This is a genomic window from Azospirillum tabaci (genome assembly GCF_014596085.1).
Taxonomy (GTDB): domain Bacteria; phylum Pseudomonadota; class Alphaproteobacteria; order Azospirillales; family Azospirillaceae; genus Azospirillum; species Azospirillum tabaci.
The window spans coordinates 46,639-60,665 of record NZ_JACCJY010000017.1; the positions used below are offsets into that span (position 1 = coordinate 46,639).

Sequence of the window (14,027 nt, forward strand, 5' to 3'; positions counted from 1 at the left end):
GATGGGGCAGAGCGGGATGTTTGGGTTTTTTCTCCTGGGCATCGCTCTGGTGGCCGGTCTCGCCATACTGGCCCGCGTCTTCGTGTCCGCGGACCCGCGCACGCTGGCCACGGCGGTGCGCTATGGCGGCATCGCGCTGGCGGCCGTGACGGTCGTCATCCTGACCCTGACCGGGCGTCTGGGCACCGCCATGATGCTGGGTGCGCTGGCCTTTCCGCTGCTGACGCGCTGGCGGACGCTGCGCGACGCCTTCCGCCCGTCCTCCTACAGGTCTGCGGGCAGCGGGCAGACCTCGCAGATCGAGACGCTCTATCTGCGGATGACGCTGCAGCACGACACCGGAGCGATGGTGGGGGAGGTGCTGCACGGGCCGTGGCGCGGGAGGACGCTGGAGTCGCTGACGCTGGGGCAATTGCTGGTGCTGCTGGAGGATTGCCGGCGCGACGATCCGCAATCGGCTTCCGTCCTGGAAGCGTGGCTGGAGCGCGCGCATCCCGGCTGGCAGACCACCGAAGAAAAATCCGCTGGGGACACGAACGGTCCCGGTTCGAAGGACAGTGGCGGCGGTCGTGGTGGCGGTTCTATGACCCGCGACGAGGCCTATGATATTTTGGGGCTGTCGCCCGGAGCCACACCCGAACAGGTAAAGGATGCGCACCGACGGCTGATGATGAAAGTGCACCCAGATCATGGGGGGTCCACCTATTTGGCAGCCAAGATCAACCAAGCGAAGGATTTGCTGCTGCGCAACTAACCTTTTGCCGGGTTACGGAAGGGGAGTTGCGCCACCGAATTCTCTGTGGCAGAAAGCTGGACGAGCGTTTTGCAAACCTGCGAATCGTCTCCATATTCGAAGTATTTCCTCAAGCAACCACAAGAGAACCCCAATGCGAAAGCCTGTGCGCAAGGTGGTGTTCCCCGTCGCCGGTCTCGGTACGCGCTTTCTGCCGGCCACCAAGGCGATTCCGAAGGAAATGCTGCCTTTGGTCGACCGGCCTCTGCTTCAGCATGCCGTGGAAGAGGCGCGGGCCGCCGGCATCGAGGATTTCGTGTTCGTCACCGGCCGCAGCAAGCGCGCCATCGAAGACCATTTCGACACCGACACGGAACTGAACCGCACCCTTGAGGAGCGCGGCAAGCAGGACGCCCTCGAGGTGGTGCGCGACAGCGAGATCGCACCGGGCCGCTGCTTCTACACGCGCCAGCAGGTCCCGTTGGGCCTTGGCCACGCGGTGTGGTGCGCGCGGGCGGTCATCGGCAACGACCCCTTCGCCATCGTCCTGCCCGACGACTTCGTCCAGGGCGACACCCCCTGCCTGAAGCAGATGGTGGAGGCCTACAACGAGGTGGGCGGCAACATCGTCGCCGTGGTGGACGTCCCGCGCGAGCGGACCAGCAGCTACGGCATCCTCGACGTCGAGAAGGACGACGGCCGTCTGGCCACCGTCCGCGGCCTCGTCGAGAAGCCGAAGCCGGAAGAGGCGCCCTCCACCCTGTCGATCATCGGCCGCTACATCCTGCAGCCGGAGGTGTTCGATCATCTGGAGAAGCAGCAGCGCGGCGCCGGCAACGAGATCCAGCTGACCGACGCCATGGCCAAGCTGATCGGCACGCAGCCCTTCCATGGCCTGCGCTTCGAAGGCACCCGCTACGACTGCGGCGACAAGGTCGGCTTCATCGAGGCCACGCTGGCCCACGCGCTGAAGCGTCCGGACATGGCGGACAAGGTCCGCGAGATGCTGCGCAAATACTGCTGATGCGGGCGGCCGACGGGGAGGGGGCGTTGCCCTTTTCCCGCCGGCCGAGCGCTCTCAACGGCCGCCGGCGGCCCGGCGGGGAGGCCGCGCGGCTTCCTCCGGCGGGGCGGAGCGGCGGAAGGTGCTGAGTTCGGGGATTCGGTTCACCGACAGGCCGGCGACCCGGCAGGGCACCACCTCCAACACCTGGAATCCGGCCTTGCGCGGGTAGCGGGCGCTGACGCGCTCGCGCACTTCCCGTTCGGTTTCGGCGGTGAGAAGACAGCGGCGGATGCCCACCCAGCCACGTTGCCCGGTCATCACCGTGGCGTCGCTCGGCACGTGACGCACCGCGGCTTCCCAGAACCGGCCCGGGCGGGGCTCGGAACGGTCGAAGACGTGGTAGCGCACGATCGGCGCCGCCTGCTTGGCATCCAGCTCGTTCAGGGCGGCCTGCATGTCCTGTTCCGCCTTCAGAGCGCGCTTCTCGGCCTCGGCATGCTTCTGGGCGACCTGGGAATAGGCGGTGGCGATGTCCTCCACGTCCTTGCCCACCTCCTCCATCTTCTCGCGGATGCGCAGCTGCGCCTGCCGCAGACCTTCCAACTGCCGCCGCCAATAGCGGTTGGACAGCACCGTCAGCACCATCAGCCCAAGGCTGAGATAGAGCATCATCCCGGTCATGCGGAGGCTCCTTCCGCGTCGGGGTCGGGTGCCTGGGCGAGGGGGACGACCATGGTCGGCAGGACGCCGTTCTTAACGGTGAAGGCGACGCGTGCCATCGCCGCCGCCTGATCGACGGAATAGGTCCAGACATGGGCGACGTTCGAATAGCTCCAGATCTGGCGGGCGAAGATCACGTCGCGCCGTTCGATGGAGGGGAACTCGTCCTGCACGGTCAGCCGGACCCAGAAACAACCGGCCTCCTCGCCATCGCCCAGTTCGTGCACGAACTCCACCTTGGTGAGTTCCAGCGCCCTGATTTCCGACAGCGCCTTCTGCCGTCGCCCGTTGCATTCGGTGGTGCGGGCCTGGAAGGCGGTCATTTCCTCCTGCCGCTGTTCCAGCTTGCGGGTCCATTCGCCCAGCGCCGTCTTCTTACGGTCGTGCTGGCGCATCATCATGGTCTGGCGCGCCTTCTCCGACGTGATCTGCCCGACGTCGATGACGATGGACAGGCCGAGCGCCGCGGCGCTGGTGACCAGCAGAAGCATGCCCAGGAACTCGGCCGATAGAACCATTGGTGTACCTTATGGTTGCGGCGGAAGCTTCGCATCTCCTTTATTGAGGACCGGGATTTACGACTTGGCACCGCGGTATTCCGTCGCACGGCCCTCCGGATGCAGACAGGAATATGTCGCGCGGTTGCAACAAACGGTCGATCTGGCTGAATTCCATTGATCTTTTCGGACCCATGCGCAAGCGTTCGGCCACAATGTCGCAGTGCTTGGACACAGTCCTGAAATGTTGTGCATCTTCGGTCACGGGACTGACATTTCCACATTTCAAGGGGAGGCCCCATGCTCGACCTGATGACTCGCAGCGACGAGGCGCTGGACACCATCCGCCGCACCTTCCCGGTGGCGCTCGGCGACTACGCGATGCCCGCCGGGGGCACCGGGCTGGTGATCATCGACGAGGTGAAGGGCTTCGCCGCCGTCGGTTGCGGTCCGCTCGCCCCGGCGGCGCCGAACGCCCAAGTCGACCGCATGATCGCCGAGACGGACCGTCTGGCCCGCCGCTTCGCCGGGGCCGGCTGGCCGATCTGCGCCTCGCTGGACCGCCACGCCCCGGACAAGCCGGAGCCGCCCTATCCCCCGCACTGCCTGATCGGCACCGGCCATGACGAGCTGGTGTCCGAACTGGCCTGGCTCGAGTCGGAACCGTCGGCGACCTTGATCGCCAAGGACTGCATCAATTTCTTCATCGGCGCGACCGAACTGGGCGCGGCTGGCAAGGCGGGACGCAACCGGCTGGTGGACTGGGTCAACGGCAACCGGCTGGCGTCGGTCGTCACCGTCGGCATCTGCACCGACGTGTGCGTGATGGATTTCGTCCTGACCCTGCTGTCCGCGCGCAACCACGGCATGATGCCCACGCTGAAGGACGTGGTGGTCTACGAGCCGGGCTGCGCCACCTACGACCTGCCGGCGGAAACGGCGCAGGAGCTTGGCCTGCCGGAGACGGCGGCCCACCCGCAGGAGCCGGCGCACCACATGGGTCTCTACATGATGGCGTCGCGGGGGGCGCGGCTGGTCGATACGCTGCGCTGAGGCGAGTCGGATCAGGGCTTTCGCTTTTTCCGAGCGGCTCTGGTAACATCCCAGCGTGGCAAGGGTCCCGATCGTTCAACCGGCGTGCGATGCCGGCGGAAACGGCTGGACGGCGCGGAGACGTCGCACGTGGAAGAGCGATATCTGAGGGCGATCCGCAACGCGCTGGTCCGGCATCAGCAGTGGCTGACGCGTGACCCCAGCATGAAGGGGCGCTGCGCCGACCTCAGCTTCCACAACCTCTCGGGCCTGGGGCTGCGCCGCATCAACCTCAGCAGCGCCAAGCTCAGCGGGGCGAACCTGAACAGCGCCCGGCTGAACGGCGCCGACCTGTCGCGCACCGACCTGTTCGGCGCCGACCTGTCCAAGGCCGACCTCACCGGCGCCTCGCTGGAAAGCGCCGATCTGCGCGGTGCGCGGGTGGAGGGCGCCAAGCTGGAGGAGGCCAACCTGCGCGGCGCCGATCTGCGCAAGGGCATGATGCTGGGCGCGGATGAGCGCAAGCCGGCGGGCAACGCCGACGGCAGCACCACCTTCATTGGGTCCAAGATGGCTCGCGCCATCCTGTCCGACGCCCGTCTGGCGCAGTGCGACTTCTCCGGCTGCGACATGGCCGGGGCGACCTTCTCCGGCAGCGACATGACCGGGACGATCCTGATCGGCGCCAATCTGATCGGCGCGGTGATGGAGCGGGTGGAGATGCAGGGCGCCCTGCTGTGCGGCGCCCGGCTGGACGACGAGCTGCGCCAGACGCTGGAACGGCGCGGCATCGACGTCGACGGCACCGGTCTGGTCAGCCTCGCCGGGCGGATGGCCGACAGCATTTCCGCCCACCAGCTCTGGGTCGAGCGCAACGCCGCCGCCGGCCTGCGGCTGGAGATGCAGCGCGTCGACCTGCGCGGCTACAACTTCGCCAACCAACTCCTGGCGGGCTGCGTGATGCGCTTCTGCGGGTTGCGGGGGACGGATTTCTCCGGGGCGAAGCTGGTCATGGCGGATCTGTCCTACTGCGACCTGCGCGAAGCGGACTTCACCAGCGCCGACCTGTCCGGCTGCAACCTGCGGGGGGCCAATCTGGCGGGGGCTAAGCTGTGGCGGGCGCGATTGCGCCCGGTGGATCTGGCCGGGGACGGCAGCCGCCTGTGGCCGACCAACCTCGCCGAGGCCAGCCTGACCGGCGCCGATCTGCGCGACACCAGCCTCGCCCGGGCGATCCTGCACGGCACCGACCTGACGCGCATCCGCGCCACGGCGGAAACGCTGCGCGGCGCCGACCTGAGCTTCGCCGTCGGGGTCGAGCCGCAATACGCCTGAAGGTGGCTACGGGCTCTCCGCGACCCTGATGCGGCGCTGGATGATGGCCTCGCGCGCCTCCTCCAGACGGTCGCGCATGGCGGGGGTGACCAGCGCGCGGTTGTTGTCGTCCAGCGCGTAGTCGACGCCGCGCTCGGCCAGCCCCAGGGCGCGCTGGCCGGGGCTCCAGGCGCCGCTGCGGCCCTCCCCGAAGGCGCGCTCCACCGCCAGATCCACCCGTTTCAGCATCGAGGTCAGGATGGTGCCGGGGTAGAGATGGTTCTGATTGCTGTCGACGCCGATGGCGAGGCGCCCGCCGTCCTTGGCCGCGGCGAAGATGCCGAAGTTGGACACGCCGGCCCCGGCGAACACCACGTCGGCGCCGCGCTGGAACTGGGCCTTCGCCACCTCCGCCCCGGTCGTGGGGTCGTTGAAGGCGGCGGGGGTGGTGCCGACGAAATTGACCAGCAGGCCGATGTCCGGGCGGGCGTGGCGGGCGCCCTGCTGGAAACCGGCGATGAATTTGCGGATCAGCGGGATGTCCAGCGCCCCGATGAAGCCGACCGTTCCCGTCCGCGAGGCCATGGCCGCCAGCATGCCGACGAGGAAGGACCCCTCCTGCTCCTTGAAGGTCACGGACTGGACGTTTGGCGCATCCACCACCGCATCGACGAGGGTGAAGCGGACGGCGGGGTGTTTCGGGGCGAGACTGGCGAGCGGGGCGGCGTAGTAGAAGCCGATCAGCGCGAGGTCGGTCACGCCGCGGCGCAGGAGGGCGGCCACCGCTTGATCGAACTGCGCCGTGCTGGCGGGCAGATAGTCGCGGTAGGCGACCCCGGTGGCGTCCTTGAACCGCTCCGCTCCGGTGAAGGCGCCCTCGTTGAAGCTCTTGTCGAACTTCTGCCCGACCGCGTAGAGCAGTCCCGGAGCGAAGTCCTGCGCCCGCGCCGGAGCGGCCAGCGTGGCGAGGCCGGCGGCGCCCAGCGCCAGGACGGAGCGGCGGGGGAGGCGGGTCGTCATCGGGCGGGCTCGGTGGTCAGGGTTTCGGACACCAGCGCCGCGTGCAGGGCCCGCAGCAGGGCGAGGGCAGGGTTGTCAGGCTGGGGCGGCTGGAGGACAAGCCGGGCATCGGCGCGCCCGGTCGCGGCCAGGACCGCGCCGGGGAAGGCGGCAGCGGCGCGGCGCAGGAACTTTGTGAAGGCCTCGTCGGTGAGGCCGCTGTCGGGCGTCCCGTCGTCGCCGCGCAGATTCAGGAACAGCAGCGTGTCGCCAAAGGCGGTGTAGCCGCCGCCCAGCCCCTCGTGCTCCGCCCCCGCGGCGAGGAAGAAGCGCTGGGCGCGGTCCGGCGTCAAGCTGCCCGCGGGAAAGCGGACCAGGGCGTAGCCGGTGGTGCCGTCCGCGCTGTCGAAGTCCGCCACCAGGACGCTCTCCTGCGAGAAGCTCCAAGCGATGGCCCCGGCCAGCCGGTCGGCGGGCGCGTCCTCCAGCCGCAACGTCATGTGGAGCGACGGGTTGGTGTGGAGCCGGTAACCGCCCATCCGCGGGTCGGCGACCGCTCCCGCTCCATCCAGGCCAGCGGCGTCGAGAATGGCGGGCAGCAGCTCGGTCCGGGCGCGCTCGGTCAGGCGTTGCCGCGCGTCGTAGGACGCGCCGGACGGGGCGCTTGCCGGCACGGCCTCGAAGAACAGGTGCTGCGCCACGGCCTGCGCAAAGGCGGGCGCGGAGCCGAGGATCAGCGCGAGGGCGAGGATGTGACGGCGCACCGACCTGAACTCCCGAACGAGAGGGGCAGGCGCAGTCTAGACGGGAAGGGTGCATTGACGCATAGGTTAATTGAATGACGCATGCGTATGGACGAGCCCCGGGGGATGTGTGCTAGCATCGCCGACAACCGGCCGGCTGCGGCGGAAGAAACATGGGGAGGGACGCGACATGACGGACGCGCGCACGTTGAAGGGCAAGACCCTGTTCATCACCGGCGCCAGCCGGGGCATCGGCAAGGCGATCGCGCTGCGCGCCGCCCGCGACGGCGCCAACGTCGTCATCGCCGCCAAGACGTCGGAACCGCACCCCAAGCTGCCCGGCACCATCTTCTCCGCCGCGGAGGAGATCGAGGCCGCCGGCGGCAAGGGGCTGCCGATCCTCTGCGACATCCGCGACGACGCCCAGGTGGCCGAGGCGGTGGCCCGTGCGGTGGAGGCGTTTGGCGGCATCGACATCCTGGTCAACAACGCCAGCGCGATCAGCCTGACCGGCACGCTGGACACCCCGCTGAAGCGCTGGGACCTGATGATGGGGGTCAACGGGCGGGGCACCTTCGCCTGCTCCCAGGCCTGCCTGCCGCATCTGCTCAAGGCGGAGAATCCACATATCCTGACCCTGTCGCCGCCGCTGAACCTCAATCCGCGCTGGTTCCAGCACCACACCGCCTACACCATCGCCAAATACGCGATGAGCCTGTGCACGCTGGGCATGAGCGCGGAGTTTCGCGGCAAGGTGGCCGTGAACTCGCTGTGGCCGCGCACGATCATCGGCACGGCGGCCATCGCCATGCTGAAGGGCGCGGCGGAGTTCGACAACTGCCGCAAGCCGGAGATCCTGGCCGACTCCGCCCACGCCATCCTGACCCGCGACGCGAGGACCTGCACCGGCCACTTCTTCATCGACGACGAAGTGCTGGCGGAGGAGGGCGTCACCGACCTGGAGTCCTACGCGGTCAAACCGGGCGCCCCGCTGGCGCCGGACATCTTCCTGGATTGAGGACGGTCCGACGGAGCCGTGAAGCGTTGCGGGGTGGCCGTGCCGGATCTACCCCTTTCGCGCCCCTCTTTTGCCCAGAGTGAACGCGCCTTGTGCAGGGCAGCGTTCCCACGATATCACAAGCGTCGGCCGCCGGTTTCGATTACACTGCGGTTTGTTTGCTCCCCAAATCGAAAGGGACCCTTTTCGCCGATCGGCTGATCCCCGGCTTCAATCCGCCAACCGGCAAGTGTCCGCACGTCCCTTTCCAGCCTTGTTTTCACACGCCGCCCGGTTGGGGCGGAGCGGATGCTCGAACAGCGTCAAACACTGAGCTTGTCCCAGAACAATCGGTTCATTCCGGAGCTCTTATGACCATCGAGCTGCACACCTTTACCGTCACCCTGAATCAGTCGGAAGCAACAGCCTACAAGAGCATGGCCGAGCATCGGGCCTGGGTCCGCACCGCGGTGTCCGACCTGTCGGAGGTGCTGCGCACCGCCGGCATGGGCGCGGAGGCCCGCCTGCGCGGGCACGACCGCTGCGGTCACCTCGTCGTCGAGGCGACCGACACGGGTGCCGACTTCCTGCGCACCCTGCCGGCCATCGTCAGCGTGGAGGTCCACTGACGGAAACCTCTGAAGCACCCTCCTGGAAGAACCCTCTCCCCCCTGGGGAGAGGGCTGGGTGAGGGGGCGTTACGCCTGGTAGGGCGGATTAAAAACCCCTTATGCGCAAGCGGAGCGCCTTCGGCGCCCCCCTCATCATAACCTTCTCCCCAGGGGGGAGAAGGGACGGCATCATAGCCCCTTCTTCGCGGCGTCCTTCAGACGGTGCAGGAAGCGCTCGGCGCGGGCGAGTTCGCTCAGCTCCACATACTCGTCGGGCTTGTGGGCCTGCTCGATGTCGCCGGGGCCGCAGACCACGGCGGGGATGTTGGCGATGCTGGTGAACAGCGCGCCCTCCGTGCCGAAGGCCACCTTGCCGTGGCCGTTCTGCTCCGCAAGGTTCTTGACCAGCGTCACCTCCTCCGACTCCGGCGGGGTGTCGAGCGCCGGGCTGTCCGACAGCGTTTCCCAGGAGAACCCGGCATCATGGCGGACGGCGCGCATCTCCGGCTCCAGCGTCTTGGCGAAGTCCCGCAGCTCCTTCAGCATCGGCGCCACGGGATGGTCGGCGAGATGCCGGATCTCGAACTCGAAGGAGGCGTCGGAGGGGACGATGTTGCGGGCCGTGCCGCCCTCCATCACACCGGTGTGCACCGTGGTGTAAGGTATGTCGTAGTCGTAGTCGAACGGCCCCTGCTCGGCGAAACGGCGGCCCATGCCGCGCAGAAAGGACACCAGTTCCGCCGCATACTCCACCGCGTTCACCCCCTGCGGGGCGAGCGAGGAGTGGCAGGCGTGGCCGTGGACGCGGCAGCGCAGCGCCACCTTGCCCTTGTGGCCGACGATCACCCGCATCCGCGTCGGCTCCCCGACGATGCACAGACGCGGCTTGACCGCCATCCCGGCGAGCTGGGTCAGCAGGCCGGGCACGCCGAGGCAGCCCAGTTCCTCGTCGTAGGAGAAGGCGTAATGGACCGGCGTCGTCAGGTTGGCGGCCAGGAAGTCCGGCGCCATGGCCAGCGCCGCCGCGATGAAGCCCTTCATGTCCGCCGTGCCGCGCCCGAACAGCTTGCCGTCGCGCTCCGTCAGGGTGAAGGGATCGCTGGACCAGTCCTGGTCGTCCACCGGCACCACGTCGGTGTGGCCGGACAGGCAGACGCCGCCGCGGTCCATCGGGCCGATGGTGGCGTAGAGATTGGCCTTGGTCCGCTCCTCGTTGAACACCAGCGTGCTGGACACCCCCAGCGCCGCGAGGTGGTCGCGGATGTAGTGGATCAGGTCGAGGTTGGAGTTGCGGCTGGTCGTGTCGAAGGCGATCAGGTCGCGCAGCAGCTCCAGCGTGCGCGGGCTGCACGCGGAAGGGCCGGCGGGATCGGGTGAGGGCATCATGGACCTGTGGTTTCGTTCAGATGGCAGGCGGACCAGCGCCGGGGCGCGATCTCGCGCAGGGCCGGGCGTTCCGCCGAACAGCGTGGCATCGCGTGAGGGCAGCGCGGGTGAAAGGCGCAGCCCGACGGCGGGTCGAGGGGCGATGGAATCTCTCCGCGGATCGGCGCGAACCGCCGCTTCTCCACGGACACGCGCGGCGCCTCGTCCAACAGCGCCTTGGCATAGGGATGATTGGGTTTGTCGAACAGCTCCGGTGTCGGGGCCAACTCCACGATCCGTCCAAGATACATGATCGCGGTGCGGTCGGAAATGTGTTCCACGACGCCCAGGTCGTGGCTGATGAAGAGATAGGTGAGCGACAGCTCCGCGCGCAGGCGCATGAACAGATTGATGATCTGCGCCTGGATCGACACGTCGAGCGCCGCGACGGACTCGTCGCAGACCAGCACGTCCGGCTTCACCGCCAGCGCGCGGGCGATGCCGATGCGCTGCCTCTGACCGCCGGAGAACTGGTGCGGGTAGCGCCGCAGATAGGCGGGGTCCAGCCCGACCTGCCGCAGCGTCGCGGCCACATACGCCTCCGCCTCCCGCCGGGGAACCAGCCCGTGGACCACCGGAGCCTCGCCGACAATGTCCGCCACGCGCAGGCGCGGGTTGAGCGAGGCCATGGGGTCCTGGAAGACCATCTGGATCTTCAGGTTGGCGTGGTGGCGGTCGGCCGGCGACAACTCCCGCAGGTCGCGGCCGCGCCAGCGCAGGGTGCCGGCGCTCGGCGGCAGGATGCCAGCGACCATGCGGCCCAGCGTGCTCTTGCCGCAGCCGGATTCACCGACCAGCCCGACCACCTCGCCCTCGGCGATGGACAGGTCCACGCCGCTGACCGCCTGCACCGCCCGGTCGTCGATGGCCGCCCCCAGCCGGCGGGCGAAGCGCTCCACCACGTCCAGCTTGCGCGAGAAGCGCTTGGTCAGCCCGTTCAGCTCGATGATGGGAGCGGTGGTCATGCGGCGTCTCCCCGCGCTTCGGCTCCGACGGGGTTCCAGCAGCGCCAAGCCCGATCCTCCCGGTCTCCCATCAGTTCGGGCATCGCTGTACAGGCTCCGGTGGACCGATCGCAGCGCGGGCGGAAGGCGCAGCCCTCCGGCAGGTCGAGGACGGATGGCGTCATGCCGGGGATGGAGCGCAGCGGCACGCCCCGCCGGTTGCGGCTGGGCACCGACTCCAGAAGGCCGCGGGTGTAGGGGTGGCGCGGGTTGCCGATGATCTCCGCCACCGTCCCGGTCTCCACCACCCGGCCCGCGTACATCACCGCCACCCGGTCGGCCAAAGCCGACACGACGGCGAGGTCGTGGGTCACCCAGATCAGCGCCGTTCCCGTCTCGCGGCAGAGCTTCTGCACCTCGAACAGGATCTGCGCCTGGATGGTGACGTCGAGCGCGGTGGTCGGCTCGTCGGCGATGATCAGGTCCGGCGAGTGCAGCAGCGCGATGGCGATGGCCACGCGCTGGCGCATCCCGCCGGAGAACTGGTGCGGGTAGGACGCCAGCCGCTCGTCGGGCGAGGCGATGCCGACGCGGGCCAGCGCCCGGCGCGAGCGCTCCCACGCCTCCGCCCGGCTGACCGTCTCATGGGCCTGCACGGCCTCGACCATCTGGGTGCCGATGCTCAGCACCGGGTTCAGGGTCATCATCGGGTCCTGGAAGATCATGGCGATGCGCCGCCCGCGGATGGCGCGCAGCCGCTTCTCCCCGGCGCCCACCAGATCCTCGCCCCGGAACAGCACCCGCCCGCCGACCACCCGCCCCGGCGGATCGACGAGGCCGAGGATGGACTGCCCGGTCACCGACTTGCCGGAGCCGGACTCGCCGACCAGCCCGAGGATCTCGCCGCGGTCGAGGCGCAGGTCGACCCCGTCCACCGCCTTCACGGTGCCGGCGCGGGTGAGGAAATGGGTCTTCAGCCCGTCCACGCGCAGCAGGGGTTCGGTCATCGCGTGCCCCCTCTCAATGGTTGAGCCGCGGGTTGAGGACGTCGCGCAGCCGGTCCCCGACCAGATTGATCGCCACGATGGTGACCAGCAGGGCGAGGCCGGGGAACAGGCTGACCCAGTAGTCGCCCGAGAGCATGTACTGGTAGCCCGACGCGATCAGCATCCCCAGCGACGGCTGGGTCACCGGCACGCCGACGCCGAGGAAGCTCAGCGTTGCCTCCAGCGCGATGGCGTGGGCGACCTGCACCGTGGCCACGACGATCAGCGGCGGCAGGCAGTTGGGCAGCAGGTGACGCATCATGATCCGCCCGTGGGGCAATGCCAGGCACTGCGCAGCCTCGATGTATTCCTTGCGCCGCTCCACCAGGGCGGAGCCGCGGATGGTGCGCGCGTAGTAGGCCCACTGGACGGCGGCCAGCGCGACGATCACCTTGTCGACCCCCTTGCCCAGCAGGGCCAGCAGGATCAGCGCGATCAGGATGGCCGGGAAGGAGAGCTGGATGTCGACCAGCCGCATGACCAGCCCGTCCACCCGGTCCCCCGCATAGGCGGCGAGCAGCCCGACCGCCACCCCGACGGCGAGCGCGATCAGCGTGGCGACCACCCCGACCAGCAGGCTGGTGCGCAGGCCGAAGACGATGGCCGACAGCATGTCGCGCCCCTGGTCGTCGGTGCCCAGCCAGTAGGTCCAGCCGCCGCCGCCCAGCGACCCCGGCGCCAGCATGCTGTCGAGGATATCCAGTTGCGCGAGGTCGTAGGGGTCCTGCGGCACCACCCAGCGGGCGAGCAGGGCGGCCAGCACGATCAGCACCAGCACCGCCAGCCCGGCCAGCGCCGTGCGCGACCGCGCGAAGTCCCGAGCCAGCCGCAGGAAGGGCGTCTCGACCGCCGGGGCCTTGGCCATAACCGTGCTCATGCCCGTCCTCCACCCAGCCGGATTCGCGGGTCGAGCAGCGAATAGACCAGATCGACGATCAGGTTGATGACGACGAACAGCAGCACCGTCACCAGCAGATAGGCGATCACCACCGGCCGGTCGAGCTGGAGGATGCTGTCGATCAGCAGCTTGCCCATGCCCGGCCAGGCGAAGACCGATTCCGTGACCACCGAGAAGGCGATGACGCTGCCCAGCTCCAGCCCTAGGACGGTGACCACCGGGATCATGATGTTCTTCAGGATGTGCACCCCGACCACCCGCGAGGGCGCCAGCCCCTTGGCGCGGGCGAACTTCACATAGTCCTGCAAGGCGACCTCCCGCGTGCCGGCGCGGGCCAGACGGATGACCAGAGACAGCTTGAACAAGGCCAGATTGACGGCGGGCAGGATCAGATGGGTCAGCCCGTCGGCGGTCAGGAAGCTCCACGGCACGCCGAACAGGCTGGCCGTCTCGCCGCGCCCTCCCGCCGGCAGCCAGCCCAGAGTCACCGCAAAGGCCATGATGAGCATCATGCCCACCCAGAAGGTTGGCAGCGAGAAGCCGAGGATCGAGCCGGTCATGATGACCCTCCCGGCCAGGGAGTCCGGCTTCAGCCCGGCCCACAGCCCCAGCGGGATGCCCAGCACCACCGCCACCAGCATGGCGCAAAGCGCCAGCTCCAGCGTCGCCGGGAAGCGCTGCAGCACGAGGCCGAGCGCCGGCACCCCATGGACGAAGCTGGTGCCGAGGTCGCCGCCGAGCGCGCTGTCCACGAACCGGATGAACTGCTCGTGCATGGGCTTGTCGAGCCCCAGCCGGGCGATGGCGGCGGCGCGTTCGAACTCGTCGGCCTCGGGGCTGATGAGCACGTCGATGGGGTTGCCGATGGCGAAAATGCCGGCGAAGACCAGCACCGACATCGCCATCACGACGACCGCGCTCTGCGCCAGCCGCCGGAGGATGAAGACAAGCATGGCGCCTTTACCCCGCGGGTGAGACGGATGAGGGAGCGTCGCTCCCTCTCCCGACCCGGGAGAGGGAGGGGCCCGCCGCATGGCGGCGGGAGGGTGAGGGTAAAGCCAA

Annotated in this window: 15 protein-coding genes; 6 read left to right on the plus strand and 9 right to left on the minus strand. The window is 68.7% G+C overall.

The window, feature by feature from the left end; genetic code table 11:
• The first annotated feature begins 16 nt into the window (after positions 1 to 16).
• Both H0B54_RS29850 and galU read left to right on the plus strand, forming a co-directional pair.
• On the plus strand, positions 17 to 754 hold the full coding sequence (locus H0B54_RS29850) for a DnaJ domain-containing protein (RefSeq protein WP_188261176.1): 738 nt from the start codon (positions 17 to 19) through the stop codon (positions 752 to 754).
• A gap of 133 nt (positions 755 to 887) precedes the next feature.
• Entirely contained in the window at positions 888 to 1,757 is an 870-nt protein-coding gene (gene galU, locus H0B54_RS16140; RefSeq protein ID WP_094304093.1) for a UTP--glucose-1-phosphate uridylyltransferase GalU, read from the plus strand.
• A 54-nt stretch (positions 1,758 to 1,811) separates the two neighbouring features.
• Here the strand turns inward: galU and H0B54_RS16145 are convergent, their stop codons facing one another.
• Positions 1,812 to 2,420, minus strand: coding sequence for a hypothetical protein (locus H0B54_RS16145; protein ID WP_094304095.1), 609 nt, complete (start codon positions 2,418 to 2,420; stop codon positions 1,812 to 1,814).
• A complete protein-coding gene (locus H0B54_RS16150) occupies positions 2,417 to 2,977 on the minus strand; it encodes a hypothetical protein (RefSeq protein WP_188261177.1) in 561 nt (186 codons plus the stop codon). The genes H0B54_RS16145 and H0B54_RS16150 overlap by 4 nt, the downstream gene beginning before the upstream one ends.
• 279 nt (positions 2,978 to 3,256) lie before the next feature.
• On the opposite strand from H0B54_RS16150, the gene H0B54_RS16155 reads away from it, so the two are divergent.
• Both H0B54_RS16155 and H0B54_RS16160 read left to right on the plus strand, forming a co-directional pair.
• Positions 3,257 to 4,009, plus strand: a complete 753-nt coding sequence (locus tag H0B54_RS16155; protein ID WP_188261178.1) for an isochorismatase family protein — start codon at positions 3,257 to 3,259, stop codon at positions 4,007 to 4,009.
• Between the two features lie 129 nt (positions 4,010 to 4,138).
• Positions 4,139 to 5,323, plus strand: coding sequence for a pentapeptide repeat-containing protein (locus H0B54_RS16160; RefSeq protein ID WP_094304101.1), 1,185 nt, complete (start codon positions 4,139 to 4,141; stop codon positions 5,321 to 5,323).
• 6 nt (positions 5,324 to 5,329) lie between these two features.
• Here the strand turns inward: H0B54_RS16160 and H0B54_RS16165 are convergent, their stop codons facing one another.
• Together H0B54_RS16165 and H0B54_RS16170 are read right to left on the minus strand one after the other, a co-directional pair.
• The gene (locus tag H0B54_RS16165) at positions 5,330 to 6,322 is read right to left on the minus strand and encodes a BMP family lipoprotein (protein WP_188261179.1); all 993 of its coding nucleotides are present in this window, start codon (positions 6,320 to 6,322) and stop codon (positions 5,330 to 5,332) included.
• Positions 6,319 to 7,065, minus strand: coding sequence for a hypothetical protein (locus H0B54_RS16170; protein WP_188261180.1), 747 nt, complete (start codon positions 7,063 to 7,065; stop codon positions 6,319 to 6,321). The genes H0B54_RS16165 and H0B54_RS16170 overlap by 4 nt, the downstream gene beginning before the upstream one ends.
• Before the next feature lie 169 nt (positions 7,066 to 7,234).
• Here H0B54_RS16170 and H0B54_RS16175 point away from each other — a divergent pair, with 169 nt between their 5' ends.
• Positions 7,235 to 8,062 (plus strand): SDR family oxidoreductase, encoded by an 828-nt coding sequence (locus H0B54_RS16175; protein ID WP_188261181.1) that lies wholly within the window; start codon positions 7,235 to 7,237, stop codon positions 8,060 to 8,062.
• Positions 8,063 to 8,412: 350 nt separating this feature from the next.
• Complete coding sequence (locus tag H0B54_RS16180) at positions 8,413 to 8,670, plus strand: hypothetical protein (protein ID WP_094304109.1); 258 nt, start codon at positions 8,413 to 8,415, stop codon at positions 8,668 to 8,670.
• Between the two features lie 171 nt (positions 8,671 to 8,841).
• On the opposite strand, the gene argE is transcribed toward H0B54_RS16180, so the two are convergent.
• From argE to H0B54_RS16205, 5 genes are read right to left on the minus strand one after another with little or no spacing between them, the layout of a single operon-like run.
• Positions 8,842 to 10,038: an acetylornithine deacetylase gene (argE, locus tag H0B54_RS16185; RefSeq protein WP_188261182.1), complete on the minus strand. Its 1,197-nt coding sequence runs from the start codon at positions 10,036 to 10,038 to the stop codon at positions 8,842 to 8,844.
• Positions 10,035 to 11,042, minus strand: coding sequence for an ABC transporter ATP-binding protein (locus H0B54_RS16190; protein ID WP_188261183.1), 1,008 nt, complete (start codon positions 11,040 to 11,042; stop codon positions 10,035 to 10,037). The genes argE and H0B54_RS16190 overlap by 4 nt, the downstream gene beginning before the upstream one ends.
• Positions 11,039 to 12,028, minus strand: a complete 990-nt coding sequence (locus H0B54_RS16195; protein WP_188261184.1) for an ABC transporter ATP-binding protein — start codon at positions 12,026 to 12,028, stop codon at positions 11,039 to 11,041. The genes H0B54_RS16190 and H0B54_RS16195 overlap by 4 nt, the downstream gene beginning before the upstream one ends.
• A gap of 13 nt (positions 12,029 to 12,041) precedes the next feature.
• Positions 12,042 to 12,944 (minus strand): ABC transporter permease, encoded by a 903-nt coding sequence (locus H0B54_RS16200; RefSeq protein WP_188261185.1) that lies wholly within the window; start codon positions 12,942 to 12,944, stop codon positions 12,042 to 12,044.
• A complete protein-coding gene (locus H0B54_RS16205; RefSeq protein WP_188261186.1) occupies positions 12,941 to 13,918 on the minus strand; it encodes an ABC transporter permease in 978 nt (325 codons plus the stop codon). Before H0B54_RS16205 ends, H0B54_RS16200 begins: the two co-directional genes overlap by 4 nt.
• Positions 13,919 to 14,027: the final 109 nt, after the last annotated feature.

Bases quoted from the DNA above. Each gene is read 5' to 3' on its own strand.
- H0B54_RS16190 (WP_188261183.1), bottom strand. From the start codon at position 11,042: ATGACCACCGCTCCCATCATCGAGCTGAACGGGCTGACCAAGCGCTTC.
- H0B54_RS29850 (WP_188261176.1), top strand. From the start codon at position 17: ATGTTTGGGTTTTTTCTCCTGGGCATCGCTCTGGTGGCCGGTCTCGCC.
- H0B54_RS16200 (WP_188261185.1), bottom strand. From the start codon at position 12,944: ATGAGCACGGTTATGGCCAAGGCCCCGGCGGTCGAGACGCCCTTCCTG.
- H0B54_RS16205 (WP_188261186.1), bottom strand. From the start codon at position 13,918: ATGCTTGTCTTCATCCTCCGGCGGCTGGCGCAGAGCGCGGTCGTCGTG.
- H0B54_RS16175 (WP_188261181.1), top strand. From the start codon at position 7,235: ATGACGGACGCGCGCACGTTGAAGGGCAAGACCCTGTTCATCACCGGC.
- H0B54_RS16150 (WP_188261177.1), bottom strand. From the start codon at position 2,977: ATGGTTCTATCGGCCGAGTTCCTGGGCATGCTTCTGCTGGTCACCAGC.
- H0B54_RS16165 (WP_188261179.1), bottom strand. From the start codon at position 6,322: ATGACGACCCGCCTCCCCCGCCGCTCCGTCCTGGCGCTGGGCGCCGCC.
- galU (WP_094304093.1), top strand. From the start codon at position 888: ATGCGAAAGCCTGTGCGCAAGGTGGTGTTCCCCGTCGCCGGTCTCGGT.
- H0B54_RS16155 (WP_188261178.1), top strand. From the start codon at position 3,257: ATGCTCGACCTGATGACTCGCAGCGACGAGGCGCTGGACACCATCCGC.
- H0B54_RS16195 (WP_188261184.1), bottom strand. From the start codon at position 12,028: ATGACCGAACCCCTGCTGCGCGTGGACGGGCTGAAGACCCATTTCCTC.
- argE (WP_188261182.1), bottom strand. From the start codon at position 10,038: ATGATGCCCTCACCCGATCCCGCCGGCCCTTCCGCGTGCAGCCCGCGC.
- H0B54_RS16180 (WP_094304109.1), top strand. From the start codon at position 8,413: ATGACCATCGAGCTGCACACCTTTACCGTCACCCTGAATCAGTCGGAA.
- H0B54_RS16145 (WP_094304095.1), bottom strand. From the start codon at position 2,420: ATGACCGGGATGATGCTCTATCTCAGCCTTGGGCTGATGGTGCTGACG.